The sequence below is a fragment of the Streptomyces sp. NPDC048269 genome, from assembly GCF_040652395.1.
In the GTDB taxonomy this organism is placed as follows: Bacteria; Actinomycetota; Actinomycetes; order Streptomycetales; family Streptomycetaceae; genus Streptomyces.
In genome coordinates, this window is sequence record NZ_JBEZLW010000001.1 from 282710 (window position 1) to 309041 (window position 26332).

Annotated in this window: 23 protein-coding genes and 3 pseudogenes; 8 read left to right on the top strand and 18 right to left on the bottom strand. The window is 70.5% G+C overall.

The genetic code is table 11. The features are described 5' to 3' along the window. Positions 1-25: 25 nt before the first annotated feature. From AB0D48_RS01390 to AB0D48_RS01405, 4 genes and pseudogenes are all read right to left on the bottom strand, one after another. Positions 26-940: a MerR family transcriptional regulator gene (locus tag AB0D48_RS01390; protein ID WP_362389531.1), complete on the bottom strand. Its 915-nt coding sequence runs from the start codon at positions 938-940 to the stop codon at positions 26-28. A gap of 10 nt (positions 941-950) precedes the next feature. Next, a pseudogene (locus AB0D48_RS01395) lies at positions 951-1370 on the bottom strand (metal-dependent hydrolase); the annotation flags it as partial. A gap of 32 nt (positions 1371-1402) precedes the next feature. Next, complete coding sequence (locus AB0D48_RS01400) at positions 1403-3193, bottom strand: SDR family oxidoreductase (protein ID WP_362389533.1); 1791 nt, start codon at positions 3191-3193, stop codon at positions 1403-1405. Beyond that, positions 3190-4017, bottom strand: coding sequence for a M24 family metallopeptidase (locus AB0D48_RS01405; RefSeq protein ID WP_362389535.1), 828 nt, complete (start codon positions 4015-4017; stop codon positions 3190-3192). Before AB0D48_RS01405 ends, AB0D48_RS01400 begins: the two co-directional genes overlap by 4 nt. Before the next feature lie 216 nt (positions 4018-4233). Between AB0D48_RS01405 and AB0D48_RS01410 the strand changes: the two genes are divergently transcribed. The 5 genes from AB0D48_RS01410 (at position 4234) to AB0D48_RS01430 (ending at position 8501) form a co-directional block, all read left to right on the top strand. Continuing rightward, entirely contained in the window at positions 4234-5223 is a 990-nt protein-coding gene (locus tag AB0D48_RS01410; protein WP_362389537.1) for an ABC transporter ATP-binding protein, read from the top strand. Beyond that, the gene (locus AB0D48_RS01415) at positions 5213-6100 is read left to right on the top strand and encodes an ABC transporter permease subunit (protein WP_362389539.1); all 888 of its coding nucleotides are present in this window, start codon (positions 5213-5215) and stop codon (positions 6098-6100) included. Before AB0D48_RS01410 ends, AB0D48_RS01415 begins: the two co-directional genes overlap by 11 nt. Next, positions 6097-7008 carry an ABC transporter ATP-binding protein gene (locus tag AB0D48_RS01420; RefSeq protein WP_362389541.1) on the top strand — a complete coding sequence of 304 codons (912 nt, stop codon included), beginning with the start codon at positions 6097-6099 and terminating at the stop codon, positions 7006-7008. Before AB0D48_RS01415 ends, AB0D48_RS01420 begins: the two co-directional genes overlap by 4 nt. Before the next feature lie 14 nt (positions 7009-7022). After that, positions 7023-7742, top strand: coding sequence for an ABC transporter permease (locus AB0D48_RS01425; protein WP_362389543.1), 720 nt, complete (start codon positions 7023-7025; stop codon positions 7740-7742). Positions 7743-7838: 96 nt separating this feature from the next. Next, complete coding sequence (locus AB0D48_RS01430) at positions 7839-8501, top strand: rhomboid-like protein (protein ID WP_362389545.1); 663 nt, start codon at positions 7839-7841, stop codon at positions 8499-8501. On the opposite strand, the pseudogene AB0D48_RS01435 reads toward AB0D48_RS01430, so the two are convergent. The 10 genes and pseudogenes from AB0D48_RS01435 to AB0D48_RS01480 all read right to left on the bottom strand — a co-directional run. After that, positions 8498-8605: pseudogene (locus tag AB0D48_RS01435) on the bottom strand (DNA-binding response regulator); the annotation flags it as partial. The gene AB0D48_RS01430 and the pseudogene AB0D48_RS01435 overlap by 4 nt on opposite strands. Before the next feature lie 208 nt (positions 8606-8813). Continuing rightward, positions 8814-9626 (bottom strand): HAD family hydrolase, encoded by an 813-nt coding sequence (locus tag AB0D48_RS01440; RefSeq protein ID WP_362389547.1) that lies wholly within the window; start codon positions 9624-9626, stop codon positions 8814-8816. Next, on the bottom strand, positions 9623-10900 hold the full coding sequence (gene serS / locus AB0D48_RS01445) for a serine--tRNA ligase (protein WP_362389549.1): 1278 nt from the start codon (positions 10898-10900) through the stop codon (positions 9623-9625). Before serS ends, AB0D48_RS01440 begins: the two co-directional genes overlap by 4 nt. 527 nt (positions 10901-11427) lie before the next feature. Beyond that, positions 11428-12363, bottom strand: a complete 936-nt coding sequence (gene pheA / locus AB0D48_RS01450; protein ID WP_362389551.1) for a prephenate dehydratase — start codon at positions 12361-12363, stop codon at positions 11428-11430. A 42-nt stretch (positions 12364-12405) separates the two neighbouring features. Next, entirely contained in the window at positions 12406-13683 is a 1278-nt protein-coding gene (gene efeB, locus AB0D48_RS01455) for an iron uptake transporter deferrochelatase/peroxidase subunit (protein WP_362389553.1), read from the bottom strand. A gap of 5 nt (positions 13684-13688) precedes the next feature. Then, a complete protein-coding gene (locus AB0D48_RS01460) occupies positions 13689-15635 on the bottom strand; it encodes a copper resistance protein CopC (protein WP_362389555.1) in 1947 nt (648 codons plus the stop codon). Between the two features lie 22 nt (positions 15636-15657). After that, the gene (locus AB0D48_RS01465; protein ID WP_362389557.1) at positions 15658-16134 is read right to left on the bottom strand and encodes a copper chaperone PCu(A)C; all 477 of its coding nucleotides are present in this window, start codon (positions 16132-16134) and stop codon (positions 15658-15660) included. Further along, positions 16131-16784: an SCO family protein gene (locus AB0D48_RS01470; RefSeq protein WP_362389559.1), complete on the bottom strand. Its 654-nt coding sequence runs from the start codon at positions 16782-16784 to the stop codon at positions 16131-16133. The genes AB0D48_RS01465 and AB0D48_RS01470 overlap by 4 nt, the downstream gene beginning before the upstream one ends. Positions 16785-16853: 69 nt before the next feature. Continuing rightward, positions 16854-17573: a YcnI family protein gene (locus AB0D48_RS01475; RefSeq protein ID WP_362389561.1), complete on the bottom strand. Its 720-nt coding sequence runs from the start codon at positions 17571-17573 to the stop codon at positions 16854-16856. Between the two features lie 111 nt (positions 17574-17684). After that, positions 17685-18527, bottom strand: coding sequence for a hypothetical protein (locus tag AB0D48_RS01480; RefSeq protein ID WP_362389563.1), 843 nt, complete (start codon positions 18525-18527; stop codon positions 17685-17687). A 211-nt stretch (positions 18528-18738) separates the two neighbouring features. Here AB0D48_RS01480 and AB0D48_RS01485 point away from each other — a divergent pair, with 211 nt between their 5' ends. After that, positions 18739-19182 carry an ATP-binding protein gene (locus tag AB0D48_RS01485; protein ID WP_362389565.1) on the top strand — a complete coding sequence of 148 codons (444 nt, stop codon included), beginning with the start codon at positions 18739-18741 and terminating at the stop codon, positions 19180-19182. Positions 19183-19285: 103 nt separating this feature from the next. Here the strand turns inward: AB0D48_RS01485 and AB0D48_RS01490 are convergent, their stop codons facing one another. After that, the gene (locus AB0D48_RS01490) at positions 19286-20752 is read right to left on the bottom strand and encodes an aminopeptidase P family protein (protein ID WP_362389567.1); all 1467 of its coding nucleotides are present in this window, start codon (positions 20750-20752) and stop codon (positions 19286-19288) included. A gap of 131 nt (positions 20753-20883) precedes the next feature. Next, complete coding sequence (locus AB0D48_RS01495) at positions 20884-22320, bottom strand: PP2C family protein-serine/threonine phosphatase (protein WP_362389569.1); 1437 nt, start codon at positions 22318-22320, stop codon at positions 20884-20886. Between the two features lie 546 nt (positions 22321-22866). On the opposite strand from AB0D48_RS01495, the gene AB0D48_RS01500 reads away from it, so the two are divergent. Together AB0D48_RS01500 and AB0D48_RS01505 are read left to right on the top strand one after the other, a co-directional pair. Beyond that, on the top strand, positions 22867-23634 hold the full coding sequence (locus tag AB0D48_RS01500; RefSeq protein WP_362389571.1) for a bifunctional DNA primase/polymerase: 768 nt from the start codon (positions 22867-22869) through the stop codon (positions 23632-23634). A gap of 109 nt (positions 23635-23743) precedes the next feature. Beyond that, positions 23744-24337 carry a hypothetical protein gene (locus tag AB0D48_RS01505; RefSeq protein WP_362389573.1) on the top strand — a complete coding sequence of 198 codons (594 nt, stop codon included), beginning with the start codon at positions 23744-23746 and terminating at the stop codon, positions 24335-24337. Between the two features lie 181 nt (positions 24338-24518). Here the strand turns inward: AB0D48_RS01505 and AB0D48_RS01510 are convergent, their stop codons facing one another. Then, on the bottom strand, positions 24519-25493 hold the full coding sequence (locus tag AB0D48_RS01510) for a DUF5926 family protein (RefSeq protein ID WP_362389575.1): 975 nt from the start codon (positions 25491-25493) through the stop codon (positions 24519-24521). A gap of 200 nt (positions 25494-25693) precedes the next feature. Continuing rightward, positions 25694-26295: pseudogene (locus AB0D48_RS01515) on the bottom strand (ATP-binding protein). Positions 26296-26332: the final 37 nt, after the last annotated feature.

Consider the following 26332-nt stretch of genomic DNA (forward strand, 5'->3'; position numbering starts at 1 on the left):
CCACAGCCCGCGGCCCCCCGGCGCGCTACCCGTCCGCGCGGCGCGCCAGATCGTTCATCGTCCGGGCCTGGAGCTCCCGCTCCGTCGCGGCCCGGACGAACTCCGCCACATGGTCGGCGCCGACCAGTTCCTGCACGGCCCGCACCGTCCCGGCCGGCAGGTCCACCGGAGACGGGCCCGACTGCTGCGGTGACCCTGCCGCCCCCAGGTGCCGTTGCAGATGCCGGGTCGCGAAGAGCCGCATCGCCCGAGCCAGCTCCGCGTCCACGGTCTGCTGGGCCAGCGGCCGCAGCCGCCGCACCATCGTCGCCGCCTCCGCCGCGTCCGCGTCCGTCGGCGGAACCTGCCCGAGGTAGCGCGCGAAGACGTGCTCGGTGGTGAACTCCAGGAACCGCGAGGCGATGTGCTCCACCTGGCCGCGCAGTTCCCGCAGGTGACCGGTGATCGCCGACAGCGGCACCCCGGCTGCGTACAGCTCGGCGGCCACCGCCAGCTCCTGCGGCGAGGGCACGAGGAACTGGTCCGGCCGACCCGGGATCCGCTCCAGCACCCCCAGCGCGCACGCCTCGTGCACGGCGTCGTCGTCGGGCTTGCCGCCGAAGCGCTCGTTCAGCTCCTCCCGGCTGATCCGGGCCGCCTCCTCATCGGTCCACGGCCCGTGCACCTCCGCGACCAGCCCCAGTACGCCGCCGAGCCCCCGCCCCGCGTCCCAGGCCTCCAGCAGCTCCTTGATGGAGGCCAGGGTGTAGCCGCGGTCCAGCAGGTCCGCGATCTGGCGCAACCGCGCCAGGTGCGTGTCCCGGTAGACGTTGGAGCGGCCCCGCCGTTCCGGCTTCGGCAGCAGACCCCGGTCCTGGTACGCCCGGATCGTGCGCACCGTCGCCCCGCTGTGGTGCGCCAGATCCTCGATCCGGTACTCGGCCACCGCCTGATCGGACAATCCCGGCTCCCTACGACATCGCGGCTCTGCCGACCGCGCCCGCTGCGGCCCGGGCGGCAGGTGAAGCCGCAAGGTACTCGACCGCCCTGCGCAGCGAGCCCTCCTGCGAGGGATGGTACGACCGCCGGAAGTAGCGGGGTATGGCCGTGCCGAGCTCTCTCCACGTGGGGAGCAGGCCTTTGGCCACCGCCCGGTTGTGCGCGCGGAGCGAATAGCGCAGTCGGCCGCCCAGTTCGGGGTCGTTGCGTATGAGGTACGAGGCACCCCACACCCACAGCCAGGCCAGGACGGGGGCGACCACGACCATCCCCTCGATGCGCCGCGCGTACCGGGGCAGGCCCCCTCCCCCGCAGTGCTGGTACATGCCGAAGGCGACGGAGCGGTGCTCCACCTCCTCCGCGCCGTGCCAGCGCAGCAGGTCCAGCGCCACCCGGCGAGGGCTGATGGCGTACGGGGTCCCGGTCACAACCGGGGCTCCAGCTTCGCGAGGCGCCGCAGGGTGCGCGGGGCGAACCGGGACATCCACAGGGCGCCCTTGGACTCGGGAGTCACCGGGACCACGGCCTCGTTGCGCACGACGGCCCGCAGGATCGCGTCGGCAACCTTCTCCGGCGGGAAGTTGCGCAGCCCGTACAGCCGCGAGGAGCGTTCCTGGCGGCGCTTCTCCTCGGCCTCGTCCACCCCGGCGAACCGCGAGGTGGCGGTGATGTTGGTGTTCACGATGCCCGGACAGATCGCGGAGACGCCGATCGACTTCGATGCCAGTTCCGCGCGCAGGCACTCCGACAGCATCAGCACCGCGGCCTTCGAGGTGCTGTAGGCGGGCAGGGTCCTGGAGGGCAGGTAGGCGGCGGCGGAGGCGGTGTTGACGATGTGGCCGCCCTGGCCGCGCTCGGCCATCTGCTTTCCGAAGATCCGGCAGCCGTGGATGACGCCCCACAGGTTGACGTCGAGGACCTTCTTCCAGTCCTCGGTGGTGGTGTCGAGGAAGGCGCCGGACAGGCCGATCCCGGCGTTGTTGACCAGGACGTCCACGATTCCGTACTCCGCTGCGACCTTCGCCGCGAGCTTCTCCATCGCCTGCTCGTCGCTGACGTCCACGCACTCGCCCCATGCCTCGGGGGCGCCGACCAGACGAGCCATGTCCGCCGTGCGCGCCGCGCCTTCGGCGTCCCTGTCCACAGCCACCACCCGGGCGCCGGCTTCGGCGAACGCGAAGGCGGTGGCCCGGCCGATGCCGCTGGCCGCGCCGGTGACCAGGACCAGCTGACCGCCGAAGCGGTCGGCGTACCTGCCCGGGGCCTTCTGTTCCGGTGCCCGCGTGGCGGGCTCTTCCCGGGTGGTGACGAACTCGGTGATCCAGGCGGCCAGCTGGTCGGGCCGGGTCCGGGGCACCCAGTGCTTGGCGGGCAGCGTGCGGCGCACCAGATCCGGGGCCCACTGCTCCAGGTCGTCGTAGAGCCGCTCCGACAGGAACGCGTCCCCGGTCGGGGTGATCAGCTGCACCGGTACGTGCGCGTACGCGTCGGGGCGCGGCCGGCGCAGGCGCGGCCGCACGTTGTCGCGGTAGAGCCAGGCACCGCGGGCCGCGTCCGAAGGCAGCGAGGCCGTCGGGTAGGAGCCGGCCGGTACCTTCTCGACGCGCTGGAGGATCGCCGGCCACCGCTTGCCGAGCGGCCCGCGCCAGGCGAGTTCCGGCAGCACGGGCGTGTGCAGCATGTACACGTACCAGGACTTGGCCCCCTGACCGAGCAGCTGCGCCGCCCTGCGCGGGGTGGGCCGCGATATGCGCTTGTTGATCCAGTGCCCGAAGTGGTCCAGGGACGGGCCGGACATCGAGGTGAAGGAGGCGATCCGGCCCTCGGTGCGTGCGACGGTGGCGAACTCCCAGCCCTGTACGGAGCCCCAGTCGTGGCCGACCAGGTGGACCGGGCGGTCCGGGCTGACCGCGTCCGCCACCGCCAGGAAGTCGTCGGTCAGCTTCTCCAGGGTGAAGCCGCCGCGCAGGGGCTGCGGCGCGGTCGAGCGCCCGTGGCCGCGTACGTCGTAGAGGACCACGTGGAAGCGGGACGCCAGCCGCTCGGCGACCTCCGACCAGACCTCTTTGCTGTCCGGATAGCCGTGCACCAGGACCACGGTGGGCCGGTCGGCCTCGCCGAGCTCGACGACGCACAGCTCGACCCCGCCGGTGCTCACCCAGCGCTCGCGCGCGCCCGCCAGTCCCGTCGTGCCTGCCTCGCTCATGCCGCTCATGCCGCCTCCTCCTCAGCCCAGCGCCGCACGTGCGGCAGGTCGTCGTCCAGCCAGAAAGCGTTCTCCTCGGGATCCCGGGAGTCGGTGACGACCAGGATCTCCTCGAACTTCGCGCCGGTGCCCCGGAAGCCCAGATGCGGCTCCACCGCCCACAGGCCCGGCTGCGGCGGGTGGTCGGAGAAGTGGTACGGGCTCCACAGCGGGGACCAGCCCTCACGGTGCCCGTGCAGGGCGTCGGAGGCCAGCCCCTTGAGGGACTGGGTGCCGAATCCGAAGGCCGTCGGCGACCAGCGCCGCTCCCTGACCCGGTCGATCTTGTGCGCGATCACGCCGAAGGGGTAGGCGCGGTGCCGGTTGGCGTACCCCTGCCGGTTCATGAGCCGCTCGACGTTCTCGTAGATCTCGCGCAGCGAGCGGCGCTCGCGCACCTGCTCCAGGATCAGCGTGCGGTGGGCCTGCAGGTCCGACATGAGCCGGTCCTGCACGGGGTTGAGCCCCAGACTGCCCGAGTAGCCGATGTCCGCCGCGTAGCCCTTGTAGACCGGAGCCATGTCGAGGATGAAGGGCATCCCCGGCTCCAGCTTCCGATTGGTGGGGAAGAACTGCAGCGGGATCCTGAAGTTCACGAAGGCGGTGCGGTCCCCGAACCAGGCGAAGGGCAGGTGGAACCAGTCGCGCACCCCGCGCTCGCGCAGCCACTCCCGCTGCATCCGCGCGGCCTCGCGCTCGGTCATCCCGGGCCGCAGCTGCGCGGCGACGGTCTCCGCGCACTCGTAGGCGAGGCGCTGCACTTCCCTGAACCCGCGAAAATCGTCCCCTGCCATGGTCAGCACCCGTCTCGGTCGCCGTACGTGCCCGTAAGTTGACACTGATGAATGTGACAATGACCGGAGATCACGTCAAGGGCCGTGCACACACCTGTGGACAAAGTTGTCCGGGCCACATCAGCCTCCAGTACGGGCATGTACGCCTGAAGGCGGAGACGGGATCCAGCTCAAGGTCTGACGTTTCGCGGGAGCGCCGCCACTAACGTCAAACCCGTGACTGTCATCGCGACCGAAAGCCTGAGCAAGCGGTACCCCCGAGTGACCGCCCTCGACCGGCTCTCCCTGGACATCGGGCCTGGTGTGACCGGCCTCGTGGGTGCCAACGGAGCCGGCAAGTCCACGCTGATCAAAATTCTGCTGGGACTGTCCCCCGCCACCGAGGGCAGCGCCGCCGTGCTCGGCCTCGACGTCACCACGCATGGCAGCGCCATCCGTGAACGCGTCGGCTACATGCCCGAGCACGACTGCCTGCCACCTGACGTCTCGGCCACCGAGTTCGTCGTCCACATGGCCCGCATGTCCGGGCTCCCGCCGACCGCGGCCCGGGAGCGCACCGCCGACACCCTGCGCCACGTAGGCCTCTACGAGGAGCGCTACCGCCCCATCGGCGGCTACTCCACGGGCATGAAGCAGCGCGTCAAGCTGGCCCAGGCGCTCGTCCACGACCCCCAGCTGGTCCTCCTCGACGAACCGACCAACGGGCTCGACCCGGTCGGCCGCGACGAGATGCTCGGACTGATCCGCCGCGTCTACACCGACTTCGGCATCTCCGTCCTGGTCACCTCCCACCTGCTCGGCGAGCTGGAGCGGACCTGCGACCACGTCGTGGTCGTCGACGGCGGCAAGCTGCTGCGCTCCAGCTCCACCAGCGACTTCACCCAGATCACCACGACCCTCGCGGTCGAGGTCACCGACTCCGACGCGCACCCGGACGGCACCGCCGCCCTGCGCAAGGCGCTCAGCGCGGCGGGGCTCACCCTCCACGCGGCCGAGGAGCAGGGACTGCCCGGCGCCGGCCACATCCTCCTGGTGGAGGCCACGGGCGAGGACACGTACGACACCGTCCGCGACACCGTCGCCGACCTCGGTATCGGCCTGGTCCGCATGGAGCAGCGCCGCCACCACATCGCGGAGGTCTTCCGTGACAACGACCAGCCCGCGCAGCCCATCCAGCAGAAGGGAGCCGGTTCCGATGGCGCCTGACACCTCCACCCAGATCCACAACATCGGCTACCGGTCCTACGACGGTCCCCGGCTCGGCCGCGCCTACGCCCGCAAGTCGCTGTTCTCGCAGTCCCTGCGCGGCGCCTACGGACTCGGCCGCTCCGCCAAGTCCAAGGTGCTGCCGATGATCCTCTTCGCGGTGATGTGCGTCCCCGCGCTGATCCTCGTCGCGGTGGCCATCGCCGTTCCCGGCTCCACGGAACTGCCGATCAAGTACACGACGTACGCCCTGACCACCCAGGTGGTCATCGGCCTCTACCTCGCCTCCCAGGCACCCCAGTCGGTCTCCCGGGACCTGCGCTTCAAGACCGTGCCGCTCTACTTCTCACGGCCCATCGAGCGGGTCGACTACGTCGTGGCCAAGTACGCGGCCATGGCATCGGCCCTGTTCATCCTCACCGCCACCCCGCTGCTGATCATGTGGATCGGCTCGCTGCTGGCGAAGTTCGACTTCGGTGACCAGACCAAGGGATTCGGGCAAGGACTCGTGTCGGTACTGCTGCTGTCGCTGCTCTTCGCGGGCCTCGGCCTGGTCATGGCCGCGCTCACCCCGCGCCGCGGGTTCGGTGTCGCAGCGATCATCGCCGTGCTGCTCATCCCGTACGGTGCGGTGACCGCGGTCCAGGGCATCTCCTACAACACCGGGAACGCCGGAGCCATCGACTGGCTGGGCCTGTTCTCCCCGATCACCCTGATCGACGGTGTCCAGACGGCCTTCCTCGGCGCGACCTCCGCCTTCCCCGGCGGCGAGGGCCCCTCGGCCGCTACCGGCTTCGTCTACCTGCTCGTCGTCCTCGGCCTCATCGCCGGCTCCTACGCCGCCCTGATGGCCCGCTACCGGAAGGCCGGGCTGTGACCATCATCGACATCGACCACACCTCCCGCTGGTTCGGCAACGTCGTCGCCGTCAACGACGTGACCATGCGCATCGCGCCCGGTGTCACCGGCCTCCTTGGCCCCAACGGCGCGGGCAAGTCCACGCTCATCAACATGATGGGCGGCTTCCTCGCCCCCTCCACGGGCACCGTCACCCTCGACGGCACGCCGATCTGGCGCAACGAGCAGGTCTACAAGCAGATCGGCGTCGTGCCCGAGCGTGAGGCCATGTACGACTTCCTCACCGGCCGTGAGTTCGTCGTCGCCAACGCCGAACTCCACGGGCTCGACGACGCGGCCGCCCAGCGGGCGCTGGCCACGGTCGAGATGGAGTACGCCCAGGACCGCAAGATCTCCACGTACTCCAAGGGCATGCGCCAGCGCGTGAAGATGGCGTCCGCCCTCGTCCACGACCCGTCCGTACTGCTCCTCGACGAGCCGTTCAACGGGATGGACCCGCGCCAGCGCATGCAGCTGATGGACCTGCTGCGGCGCATGGGTGACGACGGGCGCACCGTCCTGTTCTCCTCCCACATCCTGGAGGAGGTCGAGCAACTGGCCTCCCACATCGAGGTGGTCGTCGCCGGCCGGCACGCCGCTTCGGGCGACTTCCGCAAGATCCGACGCCTGATGACGGACCGCCCGCACCGCTACCTCGTCCGCTCCTCCGACGACCGGGCCCTCGCCGCGGCCCTGATCGCCGACCCGTCCACGGCCGGTATCGAGGTCGACCTGAAGGAAGGCGCCCTGCGCATCCAGGCCGTCGACTTCGGCCGCTTCACAGAGCTGCTGCCACGGGTCGCCCGCGCGCACGGCATCCGGCTGCTGACGGTCTCGCCTTCCGACGAGTCCCTCGAGTCGGTCTTCTCCTACCTCGTCGCGGCCTGAAGGAGCTGGCACCCATGTACAACCCCACCGTTGCCCGGCTCACCTACCGGGCCCTGCTCGGCCGCCGCCGGGCGCTGATCCTCTTTCTGCTGCCCGCCCTGCTGATCCTCATCTCCATCGCCGTCCGCGCGCTCACGGGTGTCGACGACAAGGTCGCCGCCGACCTGCTCGGCGGTTTCGCCCTCGCCACGATGGTCCCGCTGATCGGTGTCATCGCAGGTACGGGCGCCATCGGGCCCGAGATCGACGACGGATCGATCGTCTACCTGCTCTCCAAGCCGGTGAAGCGTCCGACGATCATCATGACCAAGCTGATCGTCGCGATCGCCGTCACCATGGCCTTCTCCGCGATCCCCACCCTGATCGCGGGCTTCATCCTCAACGGCAACGGACAGCAGATCGCCGTCGCCTACACCGTCGCCGCCCTCGTGGCCTCGATCGCCTACAGCGCGCTGTTCCTGCTCCTGGGCACCGTCAGCCGGCACGCGGTCGTCTTCGGTCTGGTCTACGCCCTGATCTGGGAGTCGCTCTTCGGCAGCCTGGTCTCCGGAGCCAAGACCCTCAGCGTCCAGCAGTGGGCACTGTCCCTCGCCGAGAAGGTAGCGGGCGACGGATACGTCGACGCCACCGTCGGCCTGCCCACCGCCGTGGTCCTGCTCTCCGTGGTCACCGTCGGCGCCACCCTCTACGCGGGCCAGAAGCTGCGCCGTCTCACCCTGGCCGGCGAGGAGTAGACCCTGCCGCCGCCCTCGCGGCCTCCCCGCCCGAAGCTGTGCCCCGCCCGGCCCACCGGCCAGGCGAGGCACAGCTTCGCGCGTCATCATCGGTGCATGATCGAGCACGCCGAGCCCGAGCCGTCCAGGCCCATACGGTCCTGGATACGCTCCTCGCCCGGCACGCACATCTGGCTGCTGATCATCGCCATCACCAGCGTCGTCGTCGTGATCGCCCCCGACCGGGTCGATCACGTCCTGCTCCACCGCAACAGCAGCAACATCCACCAGCTCGTCAAACACCCCGTACGGGCGCTCCTCAGCAGCGCCTTCTGGATCGCGAGCCCCGCCTCGCTCGCCCTCTACGCCCTGCTCTTCGAGCTGTTCCACGCCCCCGTCGAACGCTGGCTCGGCACCCTTCGCTGGCTCCTGATCGTCGCGACGGCCCACATCGTCGCCACACTGGTCAGCCAGAAGGTCCTCATGATGGCCATCCAGGACCACCGTGCCCCGCGCAGCATGACCCATGTCGTCGACATCGGCGTCAGCTACGGGCTCGCGGCCGCCGTCGGAGTCCTCACCTACCGGCTCCCCGGTCCCTGGAAATGGCTCTACCTCGCGGGGGCCGTCGCCTTCTTCGGGATCCCCCTCGTCACCGGAGGCACCTTCACCGACCTCGGCCACGCCATCGCGCTCTGCGTCGGCCTGCTCGCCTGGCCGCTCACCCGCCACGTTGTTTCACGTGAAACACGGCCTCTGTTTCACGTGAAACATCGCTAGCCGGCTTCGGCTTTCGCCAGACCGTGCTCCCACGCCCACGCGGCGATCCCGACCCGGTTGCCTGCTCCGAGCTTCGCGTGGACGTTCGCGATGTGGGTCTTTGCCGCCACTGGCGCCGCCGCCGGATCCACGGCTGATGCGGTTGGCGCACGGAAAATCGCTGGTAAGGGGGTTCTGTCCGGGGCAGAGTGAGTCGTGCGGGGAGCAACAAAAGGTCCGGGACAGCCACTTCGAGCGCGCCATCCGGCGCGGGCTGTCCCGGACCTCTCGTACGTCGTACGCGCGTAGGTCGTGCATGCGTAGGTCGTGCGCCTACGCGGCGCCGAGCAGGCGTTCCAGCACCACCGCGATGCCGTCCTCCTCGTTGGAGGCCGTCACCTCGTCGGCCACCGCCGTGAGCTCCGCGTGGGCGTTGGCCATGGCCACCCCGTGTGCTGCCCAGCCGAACATCGGTATGTCGTTGGGCATGTCGCCGAAGGCGATCGTGTCCGCCGCCTTCACCCCCAGCCGGCGCGCCGCCAGTGAGAGGCCGGTGGCCTTGGTCAGCCCCAGCGGGAGTATCTCCACGATGCCGGGACCGGCCATCACGACGTCGACCAGGCTGCCCACGGTCGCCCGGGCCACCTTGACGAGCGCGTCGTCGTCGAGCCCCGGGTGCTGGATGTACAGCTTGTTCAGCGGGGCCGTCCACACCGCCGCCGTGTCCTCCAGGTAGACGGCCGGGAGGCCCTCCTGCACCTGGTAACCGGGGCCGAACAGCACCTCGCCGTCCACCCCGTCCCGACTGGCCGCCAGGGCCAGCGGACCGATCTCGGCCTCGAGCTTCGACAGCGCCAGACCGGCCAGCTGCCGGTCCAGCGTCACCGACGTCAACAGCCGGTGCCCGCCGGCGTCGTAGACCTGAGCACCCTGCCCGCACACGGCGATCCCCTTGTAGCCGAGATCGTCCAGCACGTGCCGCGTCCAGGGCACGGCACGGCCGGTGACGATGATGTGCGCCGCGCCCGCCGCGGTGGCCGCGACGAGCGCTTCACGGGTGCGTTCCGAGACGGTGTCGTCGCCACGCAGCAGCGTGCCGTCGAGATCGGTCGCGACGAGCTTGTACGGGAACGGGGCCGGACTCACTTGGTGACCGGCTCCAGGAACTCACGACCGCCCAGGTACGGACGGAGCACCGCGGGAACGCGAACGGTGCCGTCGGCCTGCTGGTGGTTCTCCAGGATCGCGACGATCGTGCGCGGTACGGCGCACAGCGTGCCGTTCAGCGTGGACAGCGGCTGGGTCTTCTTGCCGTCGCGGTAGCGGATCGACAGACGGCGGGCCTGGAAGCCGTCGCAGTTCGAGGCGGAGGTCAGCTCGCGGTACTTGCCCTGGGTCGGGATCCAGGCCTCGCAGTCGAACTTGCGCGAGGCGGAGGAGCCCAGGTCGCCGGTGGCGACGTCGATCACCTGGAACGGCAGCTCCAGGCTGGTGAGCCACTGCTTCTCCCACTCGAGGAGCCGCTGGTGCTCGGCCTCGGCCTCCTCCGGCGCGACGTACGAGAACATCTCGACCTTGTCGAACTGGTGGACGCGGAAGATGCCGCGGGTGTCCTTGCCGTACGTGCCGGCCTCGCGGCGGAAACACGGCGAGAAGCCGGCGTACCGAAGCGGCAGCTTGTCGGCGTCGATGATCTCGTCCATGTGGTACGCGGCGAGGGGGACCTCGGACGTGCCGACCAGGTAGTAGTCGTCCTTCTCCAGGTGGTACACGTTCTCCGCGGCCTGGCCGAGGAAGCCGGTGCCCTCCATGGCGCGCGGGCGGACCAGGGCCGGGGTCAGCATGGGGATGAAACCGGCTTCGGTGGCCTGCGCGATGGCCGCGTTGACCAGTGCGAGTTCGAGCAGCGCGCCCACACCGGTGAGGTAGTAGAAGCGCGAGCCCGACACCTTGGCGCCGCGCTCGACGTCGATGGCGCCCAGCGACTCGCCGAGCTCCAGGTGGTCCTTGGGCTCGAAGCCCTCGGCGGCGAAGTCGCGGATGGTGCCGTGCGTCTCCAGGACGGTGAAGTCCTCCTCGCCGCCGACCGGGACGTCCTCGTGGACGATGTTGCCCAGCTGGAGGAGGAGCTGCTTGGCGGCTTCGTCGGCCTCGTTCTGCTCGGCCTCGGCCGCCTTGACGTCCTGCTTGAGCTGCTCGGCCTTCTTCAGCAGCTCGGCCCGCTCTTCCGGAGAGGCCTTGGGGATGAGCTTGCCGAGCGACTTCTGCTCATTGCGCAGTTCGTCGAAGCGCGCGCCGGAGGACCTGCGGCGCTCGTCGGCGGAGAGCAGTGCGTCGACGAGCCCGACGTCCTCTCCACGGGCGCGCTGCGAGGCGCGGACACGGTCAGGGTCTTCACGGAGCAGCCGGAGGTCAATCACCCCACCAGGCTACCGGGCTGGGGTTCCTGGGATCACACCGATATCACGCTGCGTGTCGCTATGTCTCAATTGCCGCAAATGGATAAGTCTTGATGGCTGGCCGGAAGTGATGCCTCCCGGGCGGTCGAGAAATGCGGGCCCATTCCCTGAAAAGGGGCACATCGCCGAGGGCGGGTAACGGCCTGAGCAGGGCCGGAAGGGCTTCCTTGTCCACAGGAATTCCCGTCGCCCCCATCTTATCCACAGGCTGTGTGCCGGATCTGTGGACACGGGAACAGACCATTCACGGCCCGTGGTCGGCCGGGGCGAATCACGGTTCAAACCACCCTGACACGCTCATTCGGGTGGGAATGGCTCGCCCCAAAGAGTTGATCCGCGATGCGGGGGTGACGCCGTTCACCTCCCGCTCCTCAGCGCGAAACCTGGGCCCCACGACCGATTTGTCGACCTTGTCGTGCCGTTCTGTCGACTTGTCCCCAGGCCCCCATCTCCGCCTGTGGATAACTCTGTGGACAGTGGACGAAGTCTCAGGCCCGGCCGTCGAGGCAACGCGTCAGCCAGTCGGAGGCTGCCGTGAAATCACCGTCGGAGGTTCCGGGCCGCGGAGCGCGGACGTCACCCTGAGCGACACCCGCACGCGGATAGGAACCGAGGAAGCGGACCTGGGGGCAGGTCCGCTTGAGGCCCATGAGGGCCTCGCTGACGCGCCGGTCGGAGATGTGGCCCTCGGCGTCGACCGCGAAGCAGTAGTTGCCGATCCCCTGGCCGGTCGGCCGGGACTGGATCAGCATCAGGTTGACCCCGCGGACGGCGAACTCCTGGAGGAGTTCCAGCAGCGCACCGGGGTGGTCGTCGCCGAGCCACAGCACGACGGAGGTCTTGTCGGCGCCGGTCGGGGCGGCTGGCCGGGCGGGGCGCCCGACGAGCACGAAGCGGGTCTCGGCGTTCTCCGCGTCGTGGATCTCGGTCACCAGCGGGACGAGCCCGTAGGTGGCGGCGGCGAACTCGCCCGCGAACGCCGCGTCGAAGCGGCCCTCCTGGACCAGCCGGGCGCCGTCGGCGTTCGAGGCGGCCGACTCCCACACCGCGTCCGGCAGGTTCGCCCGCAGCCAGTTGCGGACCTGGGGCTGGGCGACCGGGTGCCCGGTGACCGTCTTGACGTCCGACAGGGACGTGCCCGGCCGTACGAGTAGCGCGAAGGCGATGGGCAGCAGCACCTCGCGGTAGATCATCAGCGGCTCGCCGGAGGCCAGCTCGTCGAGGGTGGCGGTGACGCCGCCCTCCACCGAGTTCTCGATCGGGACCAGAGCGGCAGCCGCCTCGCCGTTGCGGACGGCGTCCAGGGCGGCCGGGACCGACACCATCGGGACGAGCTCCCGGGTCGCGGCTTCCGGCAGCGTGCGGAGGGCGGCTTCGGTGAAAGTGCCCTCGGGACCGAGATATGTGAATCGGGTGGCCGACATGCGATCAGCCTAATGCCGGGGTGTTGCCCGCAGGGGCGGCGTTCACGCTTCGAGCAGCCGCTGCCCCACGTACTCCCCAGTGCGGGGGCCGGGCGGAACCGCGTACAGGCCGCTGGACTCGTGCCGGATGAACGCGGACAGCGCGTCGCCCCGGTCGAGCTTGCGCTGGACGGGTACGAAGCCGCGTAGTGGGTCGGCCTGCCAGCACACGAAGAGGAGCCCCGCGTCGGGGGCGCCGTCGGCCCCGATCCCGTCGTGGAAGGAGAACGGGCGCCGCAGCATGGCGGCCCCGCCGTTCTGCTCAGGAGCGGAGATCCGGGCGTGGGCATTGGAGGGGATGACCGGCTTGCCGTCGGAGCCGATCTCGTCGAGCGCCATCGCGGTGGTCTCGCCGCCGCCGGTCAGCGGGGCACCGGTGGCCTTGGTGCGGCCGATGACCTGCTCCTGCTGGGCGAGGGACTGCTTGTCCCAGTCGTCGAGCAGCATCCTGATGCGCCGGACGACGGCGTACGAGCCCCCGGCCATCCAGGAGTGTTCGGCGGGTCCGGGTCCCGCCGCGGGGACGAAGATCCGCTTGTCGAAGTCGGGCTCCGAGGGCTTCGGGTTGCCGGTGCCGTCGATCTGGCCCATGAGGTTGCGGGCGGTCATCGGGGAGGCGGTGGCGCCGGGGGAGCGGTTGAAGCCGTTCATCTGCCAGCGGACGCGGGCGGCCTCCCCTGCGTCCTTCTGGAGGGCGCGCAGGGCGTGGAAAGCGACGAGCCCGTCGTTGGCACCGATCTGGATCCACAGGTCGCCGTTGCTCCGACGGTCGTCCAGCCGGTCGGAGGAGAAGTCCGGCAGCGGGTCGAGGGCGGCGGGGCGGCGGGCGGTCAGGCCCGTGCGCTCGAAGAAGGAGTGGCCGAAGCCGAACGTGACGGTGAGGGATGACGGACCGGCGTCGAGGGCGATGCCGGTGTCCTCGGTCGCGGTGGTCTCGCCCGCCATGAGCCGACGGGCGGTTTCGGACCAGCGGCGCAGCAGCGCCGCGGCCTCGGGGCGGCCTGCGCCGGCGGCGAGGTCGAAGGCGACCAGGTGCCCCTTGGCCTGCAGGGGCGTGGTGATGCCGGCCTGGTGGTCGCCGTGGAAGGGGGCCTGGGTGGCACCGAGGGAGGACAGGCGCGCGGCGCCCCCGGTGGCGGAGGCGTTCCCGGAGTCGCCGAGCGCGGAGTGCGCGAGGGCGCCGCCTGCGGCGCCGAGCGCGAGCCCGGCGGCGCCTGCGGCGCCGACGGTGCCCAGCAGGCGGCGGCGGGAGATCTCGATGTCGGGGTGGCTCTCGGTCACGCTGGTCAGCCGATCTTCACGGTCTTCTGGACGGTCGTCTGGTCGATGTCGGAGGTACGGATGGTCACGTCGATGCGCCATTCGCCGGCGAGCGGAAGCTGTACGCCCGACGCGGTCCAGTGTCCTGGGGCGGCGCGGTCGGGCAGCAGCGGCAGGGGGCCGATGTCCTTCGCGGGGAGGGTGAAGGCCACCTTGATCTCGGGGAGGTCGAGGGGCCTGCCGTCGTCGGAGTCGGCCCAGAGGTGCAGGGTGTTGGCGCCGACCCGGCCCGGGTCGAGTTCGAGCCGGACGTTCCCCTTGCCGTTCGGGCCGCCGGTGTCGAAGGGCAGGGTGATCTTGACGGCGCGGTCGGGAACGGCGGTGGTGGCGGAGCCTCGGGCCGCCTCCCGCTCCACGGTGCGCCCGGGTTCGGTGCTCGTGAGGACCGTGGTGACCGCGAGCAGGACGACGGCGACACCGGCCTCGGCGAGGACGGAGCGGCGCAGGCCCGCGCGTTCCGGGTCGGCGTCACGCACCCGCTTTTCGCGCGCGCTCTCGCGGGCGGCGCGCTGCCGGGCGAGCTGGGCGGCCCGCTGGGGGTCGGCGGGCACGGTGACGGGTTCTGTTTCACGTGAAACATCGGCGGTGGCGGTGACTGTTTCACGTGAAACATCGGCGGAGTCCTCGGGGGCCTCGGCGAGCCGTGCGGTCCACTTGCGGGACATGTAGGCGATGCCGACGAGGACGGTGACCAGCCCGACCTTCAGGAGCAACAGCCGTCCGTACGAGGTGCCGGTGAGGGCGGACCAACTGCCGAGCTGGCGCCAGGACTGGTAGACGCCGGTGACGACGAGTACCAGGACGCTGACGAAGGCGACCTTGGAGAAGCGCCGGACCGCCGCCCGCTCGATCCCGGGGATCTTGTACAGGGAGACGAGCAGTGCGGCGAGGCCGCCGAGCCAGGTGGCGACGGCCAGCAGGTGCAGGATGTCGGCGGGCATGGCGATACCGGGCTGGATGCCCGTGGAGGCGTGCTCGGACAGGGACCAGGTGGCGGCGATGCCGCCGGACACGACGGCGCCGCCGATTCCCAGGCCGAAGGTGAGGTCGCTGGTGTCCTTGGCTTCCTCCGCCGTCGCGGCACGCTGCGTGCGGCGGGCGTAGACCCCGAAGAGGACGGCGATGAACAGGGCGGCCGCACCCAGCAGGAGCAGCCGGGAGACGAGTGAGGCGCCGGACTTGGTCTCCAGGACTGCCTTCAGCGCGTCGAGGTCGAAGACGTCGGCGAACCTCCCCGCCCCGGTGTACGGGGCGCGCAGGACCAGCATCGCGAGGGTGGCGGCGGTGAGGGTCACCCAGGCGCGTACGACGAGCTTCTGGAGCGGGCGTTCGGCGGCTCCCCGGCGCAGGCACAGCAGGATGAAGGCGGCGCCGCCGACGAGGACGGTGAAGCCGGCGTAGGCGGCGTAGCGGGCGATCCCGTACGCGATGCCGACCAGACCGCCGCCCGCCTGCTGGGCGGGGAGGGTGACGGCGGTGGCCGAGGGCGCTCCGACGGAGAAGGTGAAGGCTCCTGAGATCGGGTGGCTGTCGGCGGAGACGGCCTGCCAGGCGACGGTGTAGGTGCCGTTGGGCAGCCCGGAGTGGAGGGCGGTGCCGTAGCGGACGGTGTTCCCGCTGCACATGTCGCGCAGTTCGCCGGTGTCCACCCGCTTGCCCTGGGGGTCCAGTACGCGGATGGAGTCGTCGCCCATGGCGACCTGCTCCGAGAAGGAGAGCGTGACCTGGGCGGGGGCCGTGGCGACCACCGCCCCGTCCTTGGGGTCGCTCGCGGTGAGTGCGGCGTGTGCCGTGGCCGGGGAGGCCGCGGTGAACAGGGTTGCCAGCAGGGCTGCGAGGACCAGCGCGAGCCGCGGCAGAACTGCCGTGGCCCGGGCGTGGACCGTGGAGGGGGCGGGGGCGGTGGCCGTCATGGCGTGTGGCTTCCTCGGTCCGTCAGTGGGCGTTGGAGTTGTGCGCGGTGTACGTCCGTTCCTTCACGTCGAGTTCGACCTTGACGGGGTCGGCCTTCTCGAAGCGCAGCTCGACGGTGACCTTGTCGCCGACCTTCGGGGTGGTCTTGAGGCCCATGAACATGATGTGGCTGCCGCCGCGCTCCAGCTTGAGCTCGCCGTTGGCAGGTACGTCCAGGGAGGGGACCTGCTGCATCTTCTGGTCCTTGGTCTCGTGGATCTGCAGATCGTCGGAGAGCGTGGACGTCACGCCGGTGAGCTTGTCGGCGGTCTTGGAGCCGTTCTTGATGACCATGAACGCGCCGGCCATCTTGTCGTTGACAGGCTCGGGCATGAAGGCGTCGCTGACGGCCGGCGCGGGCTTGGCCGCGTCGTCCTGGGAGCCGGAACAGCCGGATATGGCGAACGCTGCCGTCAGGGAGAGGGCGGCGGCGAGGGTGCGGGTGGTGCGGGCGTTCACGGGTTCTCTCCCTTGATGATCTTCGGCAGGTCCTTGGTGTAGTCGTCGACGGTGGCGCCCTCGCCGTAGAGGACGTAGCCCTCGTCGGTCTTGGGCGAGAACGCGATGACCTGGGCGCCGTGCATGGAGACGACGCTGCCGTCGGCCTCCTTCGTGGCCGCCTCGATACCGATGCCGAGCGAGCGCGCGGCCGCTTGGATGGCGGCGAAGTCTCCGGTGAGCCCGGTGAAGGCCGGATCCTGGGACCTGAGCCACGCGCCGAGGGAGTCGGGAGTGTCCCGCTCGGGGTCCGTGGTGACGAAGACGACCTGGAGCTTGTCCTGGTCCGCCTGGGGGAGCGCCTTCTTGGCGACGGCGATGTTGCTCATCGTCAGCGGGCATACGTCGGGGCAGTTGGTGTAGCCGAAGTAGATCAGCGTCGGCTTGCCCTTGGTCTGCTCCCGCAGGTTCCACTGCTTGCCGGTGGTGTCCGTGAGGACCAGCTCCGGCTTGGTGAAGGGGCGGTCCAGAACGGTCGCGGCCTTGGCTTTGTTCTGGCCGCCGGAGATCTGGGTGACCTTGCCGGGGTCGACGGGCTGGCCGCCGCAGGCGGTCAGGGTGAGCGCGGCCGCCGCGAGGAGAGCGGCGACCGTCACACGTGTGGTGCGCATGAAGAGTTGTCCCTGGGATTCGGGGATTTACGGATGTCTGAGAACGACAGGGCCTACGGGCGCGACCGGTCAGGCGGAGCGGCGGCGCGAGGCGACGCCGAAGGCGACACCGCCGAGTCCGATGACGATGCCGGCGATGCCGAGGACTCGAGCGGTCGTGTCGGAGCCGTTCTTGCCGGCGGCCTCGTCGTGGCCGTGGCCGGCGCCCTTGTCGGCGTTCTTGGCCTGGTCGGTCTTGGCGTCACCGTGGTGGTCGTCGCCCTTGGCGGCGGTCAGCTTCAGGACGGGCGCCGGGTTCTGCGGTTCCGCAGCGCCTTCCTTGGCCTCTTCGATCCACCGGACGACCTCACCGTTGTCGTACGTCTGGATCGCCTTGAAGACCATCTGGTCGGCGTTCTCGGGGAGCTTGCCCAAGGAGAGCGGAAACTGCTGGAACTTACCCGACTCGATCTTGCCGCCTGACCAGGTGACCTTGGTGACGGCCTCGTTGATCTGCTTGCCGTGCACGGTCAGCGGCTTGTCGAGCTTGGTCTTCTCGACGTTCACGGTCCAGCCGGGAACGTCCTGCGGCATCACGGACGTGAGCGGCTGGTCGACCGGGAAGTTGACCTCCAGCTGGGTGGTCGCCGCGTTGTCGCGCTCGTTGGGGACCTTGAAGTTGATGGTCGCGTAGCCGCCCTTGGTGGCTTCGCCGGGCTGCACGCCGACGTGGGCGAAGGCAGTGCCGGAGAGGACCAGGACGGTACCGGCGGCGAGGGCGGCGGGGAAGGAGACGCGAGAGGCCTTCATGGCAGGAACACTCCACGGAATCGGTGGTGACGACGGCTCCGGGCGCGGGCGCGCGCGGAGTTCGCGGCACCGGTGCTCCCGCCGTGTAGTTCCGGGGAGGAGGGTGCCGCGTCAGGCTGCGAGGGCGAGCGCCCTGGGCGGCCCGCGCCTGATCACCGAGTGGTGGAGTGCCTCCCGGCCGGAAGCGGTCGCGGGATCGGCCTCGGTCCGCGGGACCCGCGCGGTACGGGCGGGCGCGCCCGGGAGTCCGGCGCCCAGGGCGCGTACGAAGGCCAGGGCGGCACGCAGCGGGCGTACCGGGGCGGCTTCGGCGGAGATCCGGGAGAGTTCCACGAGCCGGAACAGTGCGGCGTCGCCACGGCCGAGGAGCCAGCCGACGGCCAGAGCCGCCAGCAGGTGGCCGAGCAGCATGGCCGGGCTGAACAGCCCGGTCGCGGGTGCCGCCGTGGCGGCCTGGGTCACGTGGGTGTGAGCGTTGTGGCCTTGAGCCACGACCTGCCCCGCCTGGGTCAGCTGTCCGGCCTGTGCGGTCAGAGCAGCCGGGTCCAGACCGGCGGACTCCAGGATCTGGCGGGCGTCGGCCGGGCTGAGCGGTACGGAATTGCCCCCGCACACCAGCCTGGCGGCGAGTTCCGCCAGCGAGCCGTCGGAGGTCCCAGCCGGTGCCTGCACGGCCGCGACGCGGTGCTGGCCCAGGCCGAACAGCGCGTGCAGAGCGAGTTGCCCCACGGCCAGCCCGGCGGCGATGCCGGGCAGCGCGCGACGGCGGCCCGCGAGCGGAGCTGCGACGGCGAAGACGGCGAGGAAGCCCGTGCACAGGGACCACCAGGGCACGGTGGCGCAGGACGCCAGGGCGTGCCCGGCCGCGGACAGCACGACACAGACCGCGGTGAACACCGCGGCCCGGATCAGCCGGAGGCCGGTTCCGGCGTGCGGCGCGTGGGGGTCGGTCATGGCCGGGCCATCATCGCACTGCCCTCAAGGCCTCCATACGGCAGGTCCGGAAGGTCCCATGCGTCCGCGATGGGCTTCTTCGGCTGCTACGGCCAGGCGGCGCCGCATACACCGGGGTCCGGGAGAGCCGCATCGGCCGAACGAGGGCAATGGAGCGCTCGGACGGCCGACGGGCGCTTACGGCTCCCCATAGGCGGCAATAGGTAACCGTATGAGCATCTGGTGGTCTCTCCACTTGAGGCGCGAAGCCGCGAGCGTGCCGCTCGCCAGGCGACTGCTGCTGGGGACGATGGAGACCGCGGGGGTGGACCCGGACATCTCTTTCGACCTCTCGGTGGCGCTGAGCGAGGCGTGTGCGAACGCGGTGGAGCACGGCGGGAGCGGCGGCATCGCGGACGAGACCGAGGCGTACCACGTCACGGCCTATCTGGACGGGGACCGCTGCCGTATCGAGGTGACCGATTCGGGGCCGGGGTTCCCGCCCCCCGCGGAGACCCGGCACAGACCCTCGCTGGCCGAGCACGGCCGGGGCATGCACCTGATCGAGGAACTCGCCGATCACGTCCGTTTCCGCAACAGGCCGGGCCGCGGCGCGGTGGTGACCTTCGACAAGATGCTGAAGTGGCGCGACGACGCGCTGCTGAAGGTGTCGTAGGCGCGCCGGGTCGCAGGTACGCCAAGCGGTAGGTACGCCGATGGGCGGGATCCCGCCCATCGGATCCCGCCCATCGTCACGCAGAGGGCTCAGCCCCTGATCGTCAGCCCTTGAGGCGCGCCATCCAGGCCTCGACCTCGTCCGAGGTGCGGGGCAGCCCGGCCGACAGGTTCCGGTTGCCGTCCTCGGTGACGAGGATGTCGTCCTCGATCCGGACGCCGATGCCGCGGTACTCCTCGGGCACGGTCAGGTCGTCGGCCTGGAAGTACAGACCTGGCTCGACCGTGAGACACATGCCCGGCTCCAGAGTGCCGTCGACGTACGCCTCGGTGCGCGCGGCGGCGCAGTCGTGGACATCCATGCCGAGCATGTGGCCGGTGCCGTGCAGGGTCCAGCGGCGCTGCAGGCCGAGTTCCAGGACGCGCTCGACCGGGCCCTCCAGCAGGCCCCACTCGACGAGCTTCTCGGCCAGCACGTGCTGGGAGGCGTCGTGGAAGTCGCGGAACTTCGCACCCGGCTTGACCGCGGCGATGCCGGCTTCCTGGGACTCGTAGACCGCGTCGTAGATCTTGCGCTGGATGTCGGTGTACGAGCCGTTGATCGGCAGCGTGCGCGTGACGTCGGCGGTGTACAGGGAGTGCGTCTCCACCCCGGCGTCGAGGAGCAGCAGGTCGCCGGAGCGGACGTCGCCGTCGTTGCGGACCCAGTGCAGGGTGCAGGCGTGCGGGCCGGCGGCGCAGATGGAGCCGTAGCCGACGTCGTTGCCCTCGACGCGGGCGCGCAGGAAGAAAGTGCCCTCGATGTAGCGCTCGGAGGTGGCCTCGGCCTTGTCCAGGACCTTCACGACGTCCTCGAAGCCGCGGACGGTGGAGTCGACGGCCTTCTGCAGCTCGCCGATCTCGAAGTCGTCCTTCACGGCGCGGGCCTCGGAGAGGTAGACGCGCAGTTCCTCGTCGAGCTCCTTGGTCACCTTGTCGGTGAGGGCGGACTCGATGAGCGAGTCGTGGCCGCGCACGTTGCGGACCGGGCCCTCCGCCTCGGTGAGGGCCTCGGCGAGCTCGCGCACGTCCTTGGCGGGGATGCCCAGGAGCTGCTCGGCCTCGGTGAGGGAGTGGCGGCGGCCGACCCACAGCTCGCCCTGGCCGGAGAGCCAGAACTCGCCGTTCTCGCGGTTGGAGCGCGGCAGCAGGTAGACGGTGGCCGTGTGGCCGGTCTCACCGGTGGGCTCCAGGACCAGGACGCCGTTCTCGGTCTGGTCGCCGGTGAGGTACGCGTACTCGGTCGAGGCGCGGAACGGGTACTCGGTGTCGTTCGAGCGGGTCTTCAGACGGCCCGCCGGGACGACGAGCCGCTCACCGGGGAAGCGCGCGGACAGTGCGGCGCGGCGGGCGGCGGTGTGCGCGGCCTGGGCGATGGGCTCCAGCCCGTGCAGTTCGGTGTCGGCCCAGCCGGTGCGCATGTTCTCGGCGAGTTCGTCGCTGACGCCCGGGTACAGCCCGTTCTTGCGCTGCTTGTGCGTCTTCTTGGGCTGCTCTTCTTCCGGGGTCTCCGGGGTGAGCTCGTCAGCCACGTCTTCTCCTCAGCTGCGATGGGTGTGGACCTGGGTGTGGGCCCTGTCCATCGTAGGTGGGAGGGGAAACGCCCGGAGGGGGCATGTGCTGTTTGGCACAAAACAGCCGCAACCGATTAAATCGCCCCAGCTCACTCGAACCGGGCGGCGAGCAGCACGATGTCCTCGGGGAGGTCAGCCGGCTCCCCTTCGGGCAGCACGGTCCGCAGGATGTGGTCGCAGAGCGCGGCCGGGTCGTCCCGGGCGGTACGGGGAACCCCCGCGGCCGCCGCGTGCAGCCGGGCGTAGGCCCGGTCCATCGAGTCTCCGGTGCGCCGTAGCAGCCCGTCCGTGTAGAGCAGCACCGTTTCTCCGGGTGCGGGTTCGATCTCCACGCTCGGCGCTTCCCAGCAGGACAGCATGCCCAGCGGCGCGGAGAGCGACGTCTCCACGTACTCGGTGCGGCGCTCGCCGATCAGCAGCGGCGGGGTGTGCCCGGCCCCGGCCAGGATGATTTTGCTCCCCTGGCTGCCCGCACCGGGGCCTGCGAGGGGCTCGCAGTAGGCGAAGAGCGCGGTGGCCGAGCGCGCGGGCTCGGTGAGGCGCAGCAGCAGCTCCAGGTCGGACAGGACGGCGACGGGGTCCTCGCCCTCCATGACGGCATAGGCGCGCAGCGAGGCCCGGAGCCGGCCCATCGCGGCGACCGCGCTGGGCCCGGATCCGGTGACGGAGCCGACGGCCAGCCCGAGGGCGCCCTCGGGCAGCGGCAGGGCGTCGTACCAGTCGCCGCCGCCGCGTGGACCGGTGTGGTGGCGGGCGGCGAGCTGGACTCCGGGGATCCGGGGGAGCCGGCTGGGCAGCAGTTCCTCGCTGATGGAGGCCAGGCGGGAGCGGGAGCGTTCCACCTCGAGCATCCGGGCCAGGTGCTCGGCGGCGTGCCGCACGTACAGCCCGGCGAGGTCGCGCTGGCGGTCGTTGGGCTCGGCCTGCTCGTCGTAGAGCCAGACGGCCGCGCCGAGCCTGCCGGTGACCTCGGCGGTCAGCGGCAGGGCGTAACTGGCGGCGTAGCCGAGCCGGGCGGCGACCTCGCGGTGGCGGGGGTCGACGGGGGCCGCGAAACCCCCGGTGCCGGCGGGCCCGCCCGGTTCGGGGAGCATCTCGGAGCCGCCGTGGGCGTCGGAGAGGCCGTCGAGGATGCGGCCGTACGAGGTGGCGCTGCGCGGCACCGTCTCGATGTGGCCGAGGTCGGCGTGGCCGAGTCCGAGGCCGATCGTGTGCGTGGGGCCGAGCCCGTCGGAGGGCTCTAGGACGATCAGGCCGCGGCGGGCGCCGACGAGTGCGGCACCGGCACGCAGGAACTCGTGGAGGGAGGAGTCGAGATCACTGGTGCGGGCCAGGCGCTCGGTGAGTTCGTGGAGGGTGGTGAGGTCCGAGACCATGCCCGCCAGCCGGTCCTGGATGAGGCTGCCCGGTCCGGGTGCCGGGGCCGGGGCGGGGGTGGTGCGTGCGGTCGTGGGCGCCACAGTGTGCGGTGACGTCGTCACTGCAGGATCGATTCCAGCCACTTTCGGCAGATGCGGGGCGCTCATGGCGTCCGCCTTTCCACCTGGTGCGATTCGCTATATAGCATCGCAAACCCCCAGATCGTGCTGCGCCGCCATCAAGGAATCCACATCTACACGCACACATGGATGCATGTCCAGCATTGCCCAGGTGGGAATCCTGGTGTCCGTGGGGCGGCAACTCACTGTCCAGCCAAGGCTAGAACTTGGCCGGAAAAAGCCGGAAGCGGACGGTTTTTGCGGTCGACTGGACGGGCGCCGTAGGGGGTCCGGGTACGTAATCGGTAGTGCTCGGAGCCAGTTGGCGCCGCCTGGTGCCGCTTCGGTACTGCTCGGGCAAGCGCGGGGAACCGCCCGGCGCGGGCCGCCGTCCTTAGCGGCGGCAGCCGGTCTCGGTATCCGGTGTGGTTCGCGTTCCGCCCCGCCGGACGTTTGATGGACCCGTAAGAAAACTGCACGAACCGTGTGAACCTGCTTATTGCGGACAGTGACGCGAAACGTGTACGTGTGGTGAGAAACCGCTTACATGGTGTGATGTGGCCCTCGACGTTCAACGGAAAGGAACGAGCGCTCATGCGCGAGATCCTCGGAAGGCGTCTCCAGCGGCTCCGCGATCGTCTTCAATCCCTGCGCCGCGCCCCGGAAGAGGCCGGCGGCACGTCGGCTCTCCTCGACGCGGCGCTCACCTGCGCCACCGCATGGCAGTGGCCCGTGCTGCCCGGCGTCGGCCGGTCCGCCACGGACGGATCGCGCTGCGCCTGTCCCGACCCCGACTGCGTCGTCCCCGGCGCGCACCCCTTCGACCCGGGGCTGCTCGCCGCCACCACCGACCCCCGGATGGTGGCCTGGTGGTGGACCAACCGGCCCACCGCCCCTGTCCTGATGGCCACCGGCGGAACCGCTCCGTGCGCGGTGAGCCTCCCGGCCGCCGCGGCCGCGCGGGCCCTCGTACGGCTGGACGCTCAAGGCATGCGGCTCGGGCCGGTCGTGGCCACGCCGACGCGCTGGTCACTGCTGGTGGCGCCGTACTCACTGGAGCGACTCGGCGAACTCCTGTACACCAAGGACCACGTGCCGTCCTCGCTGCGCTTCCACGGTGAGGGCGGCTACCTCCTGCTGCCACCCTCCGCCGCGTCGAGCGGGGGCCAGGTGCGGTGGGAACGGGAACCTCTTCCGGGACCGCCGCGTCCGGCGGGTCCGGTACGACCGGCTGGACCGGCGGGGCCGGCCCGGCCTGTGCGCGCGCCTGAGCTCTGGCTGCCCGAGGTCGAGGCGGTCGTGCACGCGCTGGTCGAGGCGAGCAGCGGTGCACCGGGCGGCGGCAGCCGGCTCGCGTACTGACCTGCCCCGGATCGGCTGATCACTCGTACGGGTGTCAGCGGAACGAGTTTCCAAGGGAATTGGGCGCGGGGATCTCCGTGCGCCATTCCCGCATCGCTATCTTCGGCGAATGAATCTCCGCCTGATCGGTATCGGCGCCGGTGTGCTGATCCTCTTGTCGCTCCCGCTCGCAGGAGCGATCGCCGGGCCGGATTTCGCCGGTCAGGCTGACGGAAAAGGCGGCGGCTTGTTCTCGACGCTCGGGCTTTCGGACTCTTCGAGCCCATCGAGTACGTCGCGCACCTCTCCTCAGCCGCCCGCGCCTTCGGCGTCGCCGGCTGGTCCTCCCGCTCGGCAGGGCCCGGCCGAGCAGCCGCGTACGGATTCCCGGTGCGGCCCCGAACTGTCCTCGCCGCACGGGGTGGAGGCGCAGACCTGCATCCTGGAGGGTGAAGGTCAGACGTGGGGCCGGAGTTACTACCGGAACACCAGTGGTCGCGCTCTGGACGCGGTGCTGACAGTGATGGGGCCGGCCGGGCGTACGGTGCAGATCCGGTGCGCGGTCGGCGCGGGCGACGAGCCGGGGCTGTGCGAGACGCCCAAAGAGGATTCGGCCGGGGCGCCGGACAGCTACTCGGCTGTAGCGGAATTTGCAGTTCCGGATGATGAAGGGCAGCTGCTGCTTCGGTCCGGGAGCAACTCACCAGCACCGAGTGACGGGTGAGTACCGCAGGAAATGGAAGGGCCCGGTCGCTGGCGACGGGGGATGCACCAGCGACCGGGCTACAAGAACGGTAACAAGAGATCGCCTGTACGCAAATTCGATCTCTGATATTCAGACACCGATTTGCAGACGATTAGCGGGAGTTGTGACTCCGGTCACCGGGCCTGCGCGGGAGTGCGGGTCAGCTGAGGGTGACCTGGCGGTTGGTGAGTCCGCCGCGCGCCCGGCGCTCCTCCGTGGTGAGCGGTGCGTCCGAGGCCAGAGCCGTGGCCAGCCGCTCCGCGAACTCCGCCGCGGGCTTCTCGACGTCGTCGGCCGTGACCCCGGTGGGGAGGTCCCAGACCGGAACCATCAGGCCGTGCGCACGGAAGGAACCGACCAGTCGGGTGCCCTCGCCGAGAGAGGACGTGCCGGCCGCGTGCAGCCGCGCGAGGGCGTCGAGCAGCTTCTCCTCGGGGTGCGGCATGACCCAGCGCAGGTGGTTCTTCTCCGGGGTCTCGCACCAGTAGGACGCGTCGACGTCGGCCAGCTTGACGGTGGGAATGGCGGCCGCGTTGGCGCGCTCCAGCGAGGCGGCGATCTCCGGGGAGGCGCTCTGGGCGCTCTCCGATTCCGGAATCCAGAATTCGAAGCCGCTGTGCACAACCGGCTCGAAAACGCCGTCGGCGTCCAGGAGATCCTGAAGTCGCGGTCCCTCGGCCGGAACCCGGCGAGCCGCAACCGGAGTACCGGGCTCCGCTGCGAGCGCCCGCTCCAGGGTGTCTGCCATGTCGCGGCTGAGGTCCCCGCTGGAGGAGTCGTTCTGCAGGCCGAGCAGGACGGATCCGTCCTCGCGGCGCAGCGCCGGCCAGGCCATGGGCAGCACGGTGACCAGTGTGACGGAGGGGACGCCCTCGGGCAGCCCGCCCTTGAGGGACAGCGGAACGGTGGCCGCGGGCACGAGTTCGCGCAGCGCGACCCAGTCGCACTCGCCCGGCAGTCCCTCGAACGGGCGCTGCACGTGCTCGGTTACGGCGTGCGCGGCGGCTGCGCCGTGACAGGCCTTGTAGCGGCGCCCCGATCCGCAGGGGCAGGGTTCGCGGGCGCCCACCACCGGGATCTCACCGTTGTTGAGCTGCGGCTTTGCAGTCTTGGCTGCGGGGCGCTTCTTGGCCATCGTGGGTGTCTCCCGGTTGCGGCGGTACGACGTCGTGTCTGGGCGCGAGCCTAGCCGTTCGTACCGCCGGAACCGGTGGGGTGCGGCCGGGAGCACGGTCGGCGTGCGCTCCCGGAGGGCCGCCTGCGCGGATGACCGGTACTACTACGATTACTCCTGATCACCGGATTACTGCGGTGATCGGGATCGGGATCCCGCGTTCACGGCTCCAGATCGTCGAAGGCCGTGCTGAAGTCGATCGCCGGGGGCGCAACGCGCGTAGCGAAATCGTCGTGCCGGGGCCCACAGGCAACGATCACCCAGACGGTGACCTCGCCCTCCGCTCCATCCCGGACACCCCAGTCCTGGGCCAGGGCGCTGATGATGTTCAGCCCCCGTCCACCGCGCGCGGTGACCGAGGGCGTCGAAGGAACAGGGCGAGTGGGCCCGCCCCCGTCCGTGACCTCGACCGTCAGTCGTCCCGCTGTGTCGACGCGCCATGCGGCGCGTATCTCCCCGTCCCCGACTTCCCGCGCGCCCAGTGGCCTGCCGTGTCGACAAGCGTTGCTGAGCAGTTCGGAAAGGATCAGTACGGCATCGTCCACGACCGATTCGGACACCCCGCTGATACGCAACTGCTCGCGCATCCGCTGTCTGGCCTCGCCCACGCCCGCAGGACCATGGCGTACATCCATGTACGACGACGTGGGCACTTCCTGTGCCACCACCAACGCCACCCCCGGAACCTCCTTAGCCCCACGCATGGTCTGGATGCCCCTTTGGCCTGGACCGGAAACCGCCGCAGCGGAGCCCTCTGACGCATTCATGTCGCATGAATGCGGAACGGATGCGCCGGGGCA

Coding starts and splice junctions, on each gene's coding strand:
- AB0D48_RS01460 (WP_362389555.1), bottom strand. CDS start 15,635: ATGACGGCCACCGCCCCCGCCCCCTCCACGGTCCACGCCCGGGCCACG.
- AB0D48_RS01475 (WP_362389561.1), bottom strand. CDS start 17,573: ATGAAGGCCTCTCGCGTCTCCTTCCCCGCCGCCCTCGCCGCCGGTACC.
- AB0D48_RS01500 (WP_362389571.1), top strand. CDS start 22,867: ATGCGCGAGATCCTCGGAAGGCGTCTCCAGCGGCTCCGCGATCGTCTT.
- AB0D48_RS01425 (WP_362389543.1), top strand. CDS start 7,023: ATGTACAACCCCACCGTTGCCCGGCTCACCTACCGGGCCCTGCTCGGC.
- AB0D48_RS01480 (WP_362389563.1), bottom strand. CDS start 18,527: ATGACCGACCCCCACGCGCCGCACGCCGGAACCGGCCTCCGGCTGATC.
- AB0D48_RS01505 (WP_362389573.1), top strand. CDS start 23,744: ATGAATCTCCGCCTGATCGGTATCGGCGCCGGTGTGCTGATCCTCTTG.
- AB0D48_RS01400 (WP_362389533.1), bottom strand. CDS start 3,193: ATGAGCGGCATGAGCGAGGCAGGCACGACGGGACTGGCGGGCGCGCGC.
- AB0D48_RS01405 (WP_362389535.1), bottom strand. CDS start 4,017: ATGGCAGGGGACGATTTTCGCGGGTTCAGGGAAGTGCAGCGCCTCGCC.
- AB0D48_RS01415 (WP_362389539.1), top strand. CDS start 5,213: ATGGCGCCTGACACCTCCACCCAGATCCACAACATCGGCTACCGGTCC.
- pheA (WP_362389551.1), bottom strand. CDS start 12,363: ATGTCGGCCACCCGATTCACATATCTCGGTCCCGAGGGCACTTTCACC.
- AB0D48_RS01485 (WP_362389565.1), top strand. CDS start 18,739: ATGAGCATCTGGTGGTCTCTCCACTTGAGGCGCGAAGCCGCGAGCGTG.
- AB0D48_RS01470 (WP_362389559.1), bottom strand. CDS start 16,784: ATGCGCACCACACGTGTGACGGTCGCCGCTCTCCTCGCGGCGGCCGCG.
- AB0D48_RS01430 (WP_362389545.1), top strand. CDS start 7,839: ATGATCGAGCACGCCGAGCCCGAGCCGTCCAGGCCCATACGGTCCTGG.
- AB0D48_RS01495 (WP_362389569.1), bottom strand. CDS start 22,320: ATGAGCGCCCCGCATCTGCCGAAAGTGGCTGGAATCGATCCTGCAGTG.
- AB0D48_RS01510 (WP_362389575.1), bottom strand. CDS start 25,493: ATGGCCAAGAAGCGCCCCGCAGCCAAGACTGCAAAGCCGCAGCTCAAC.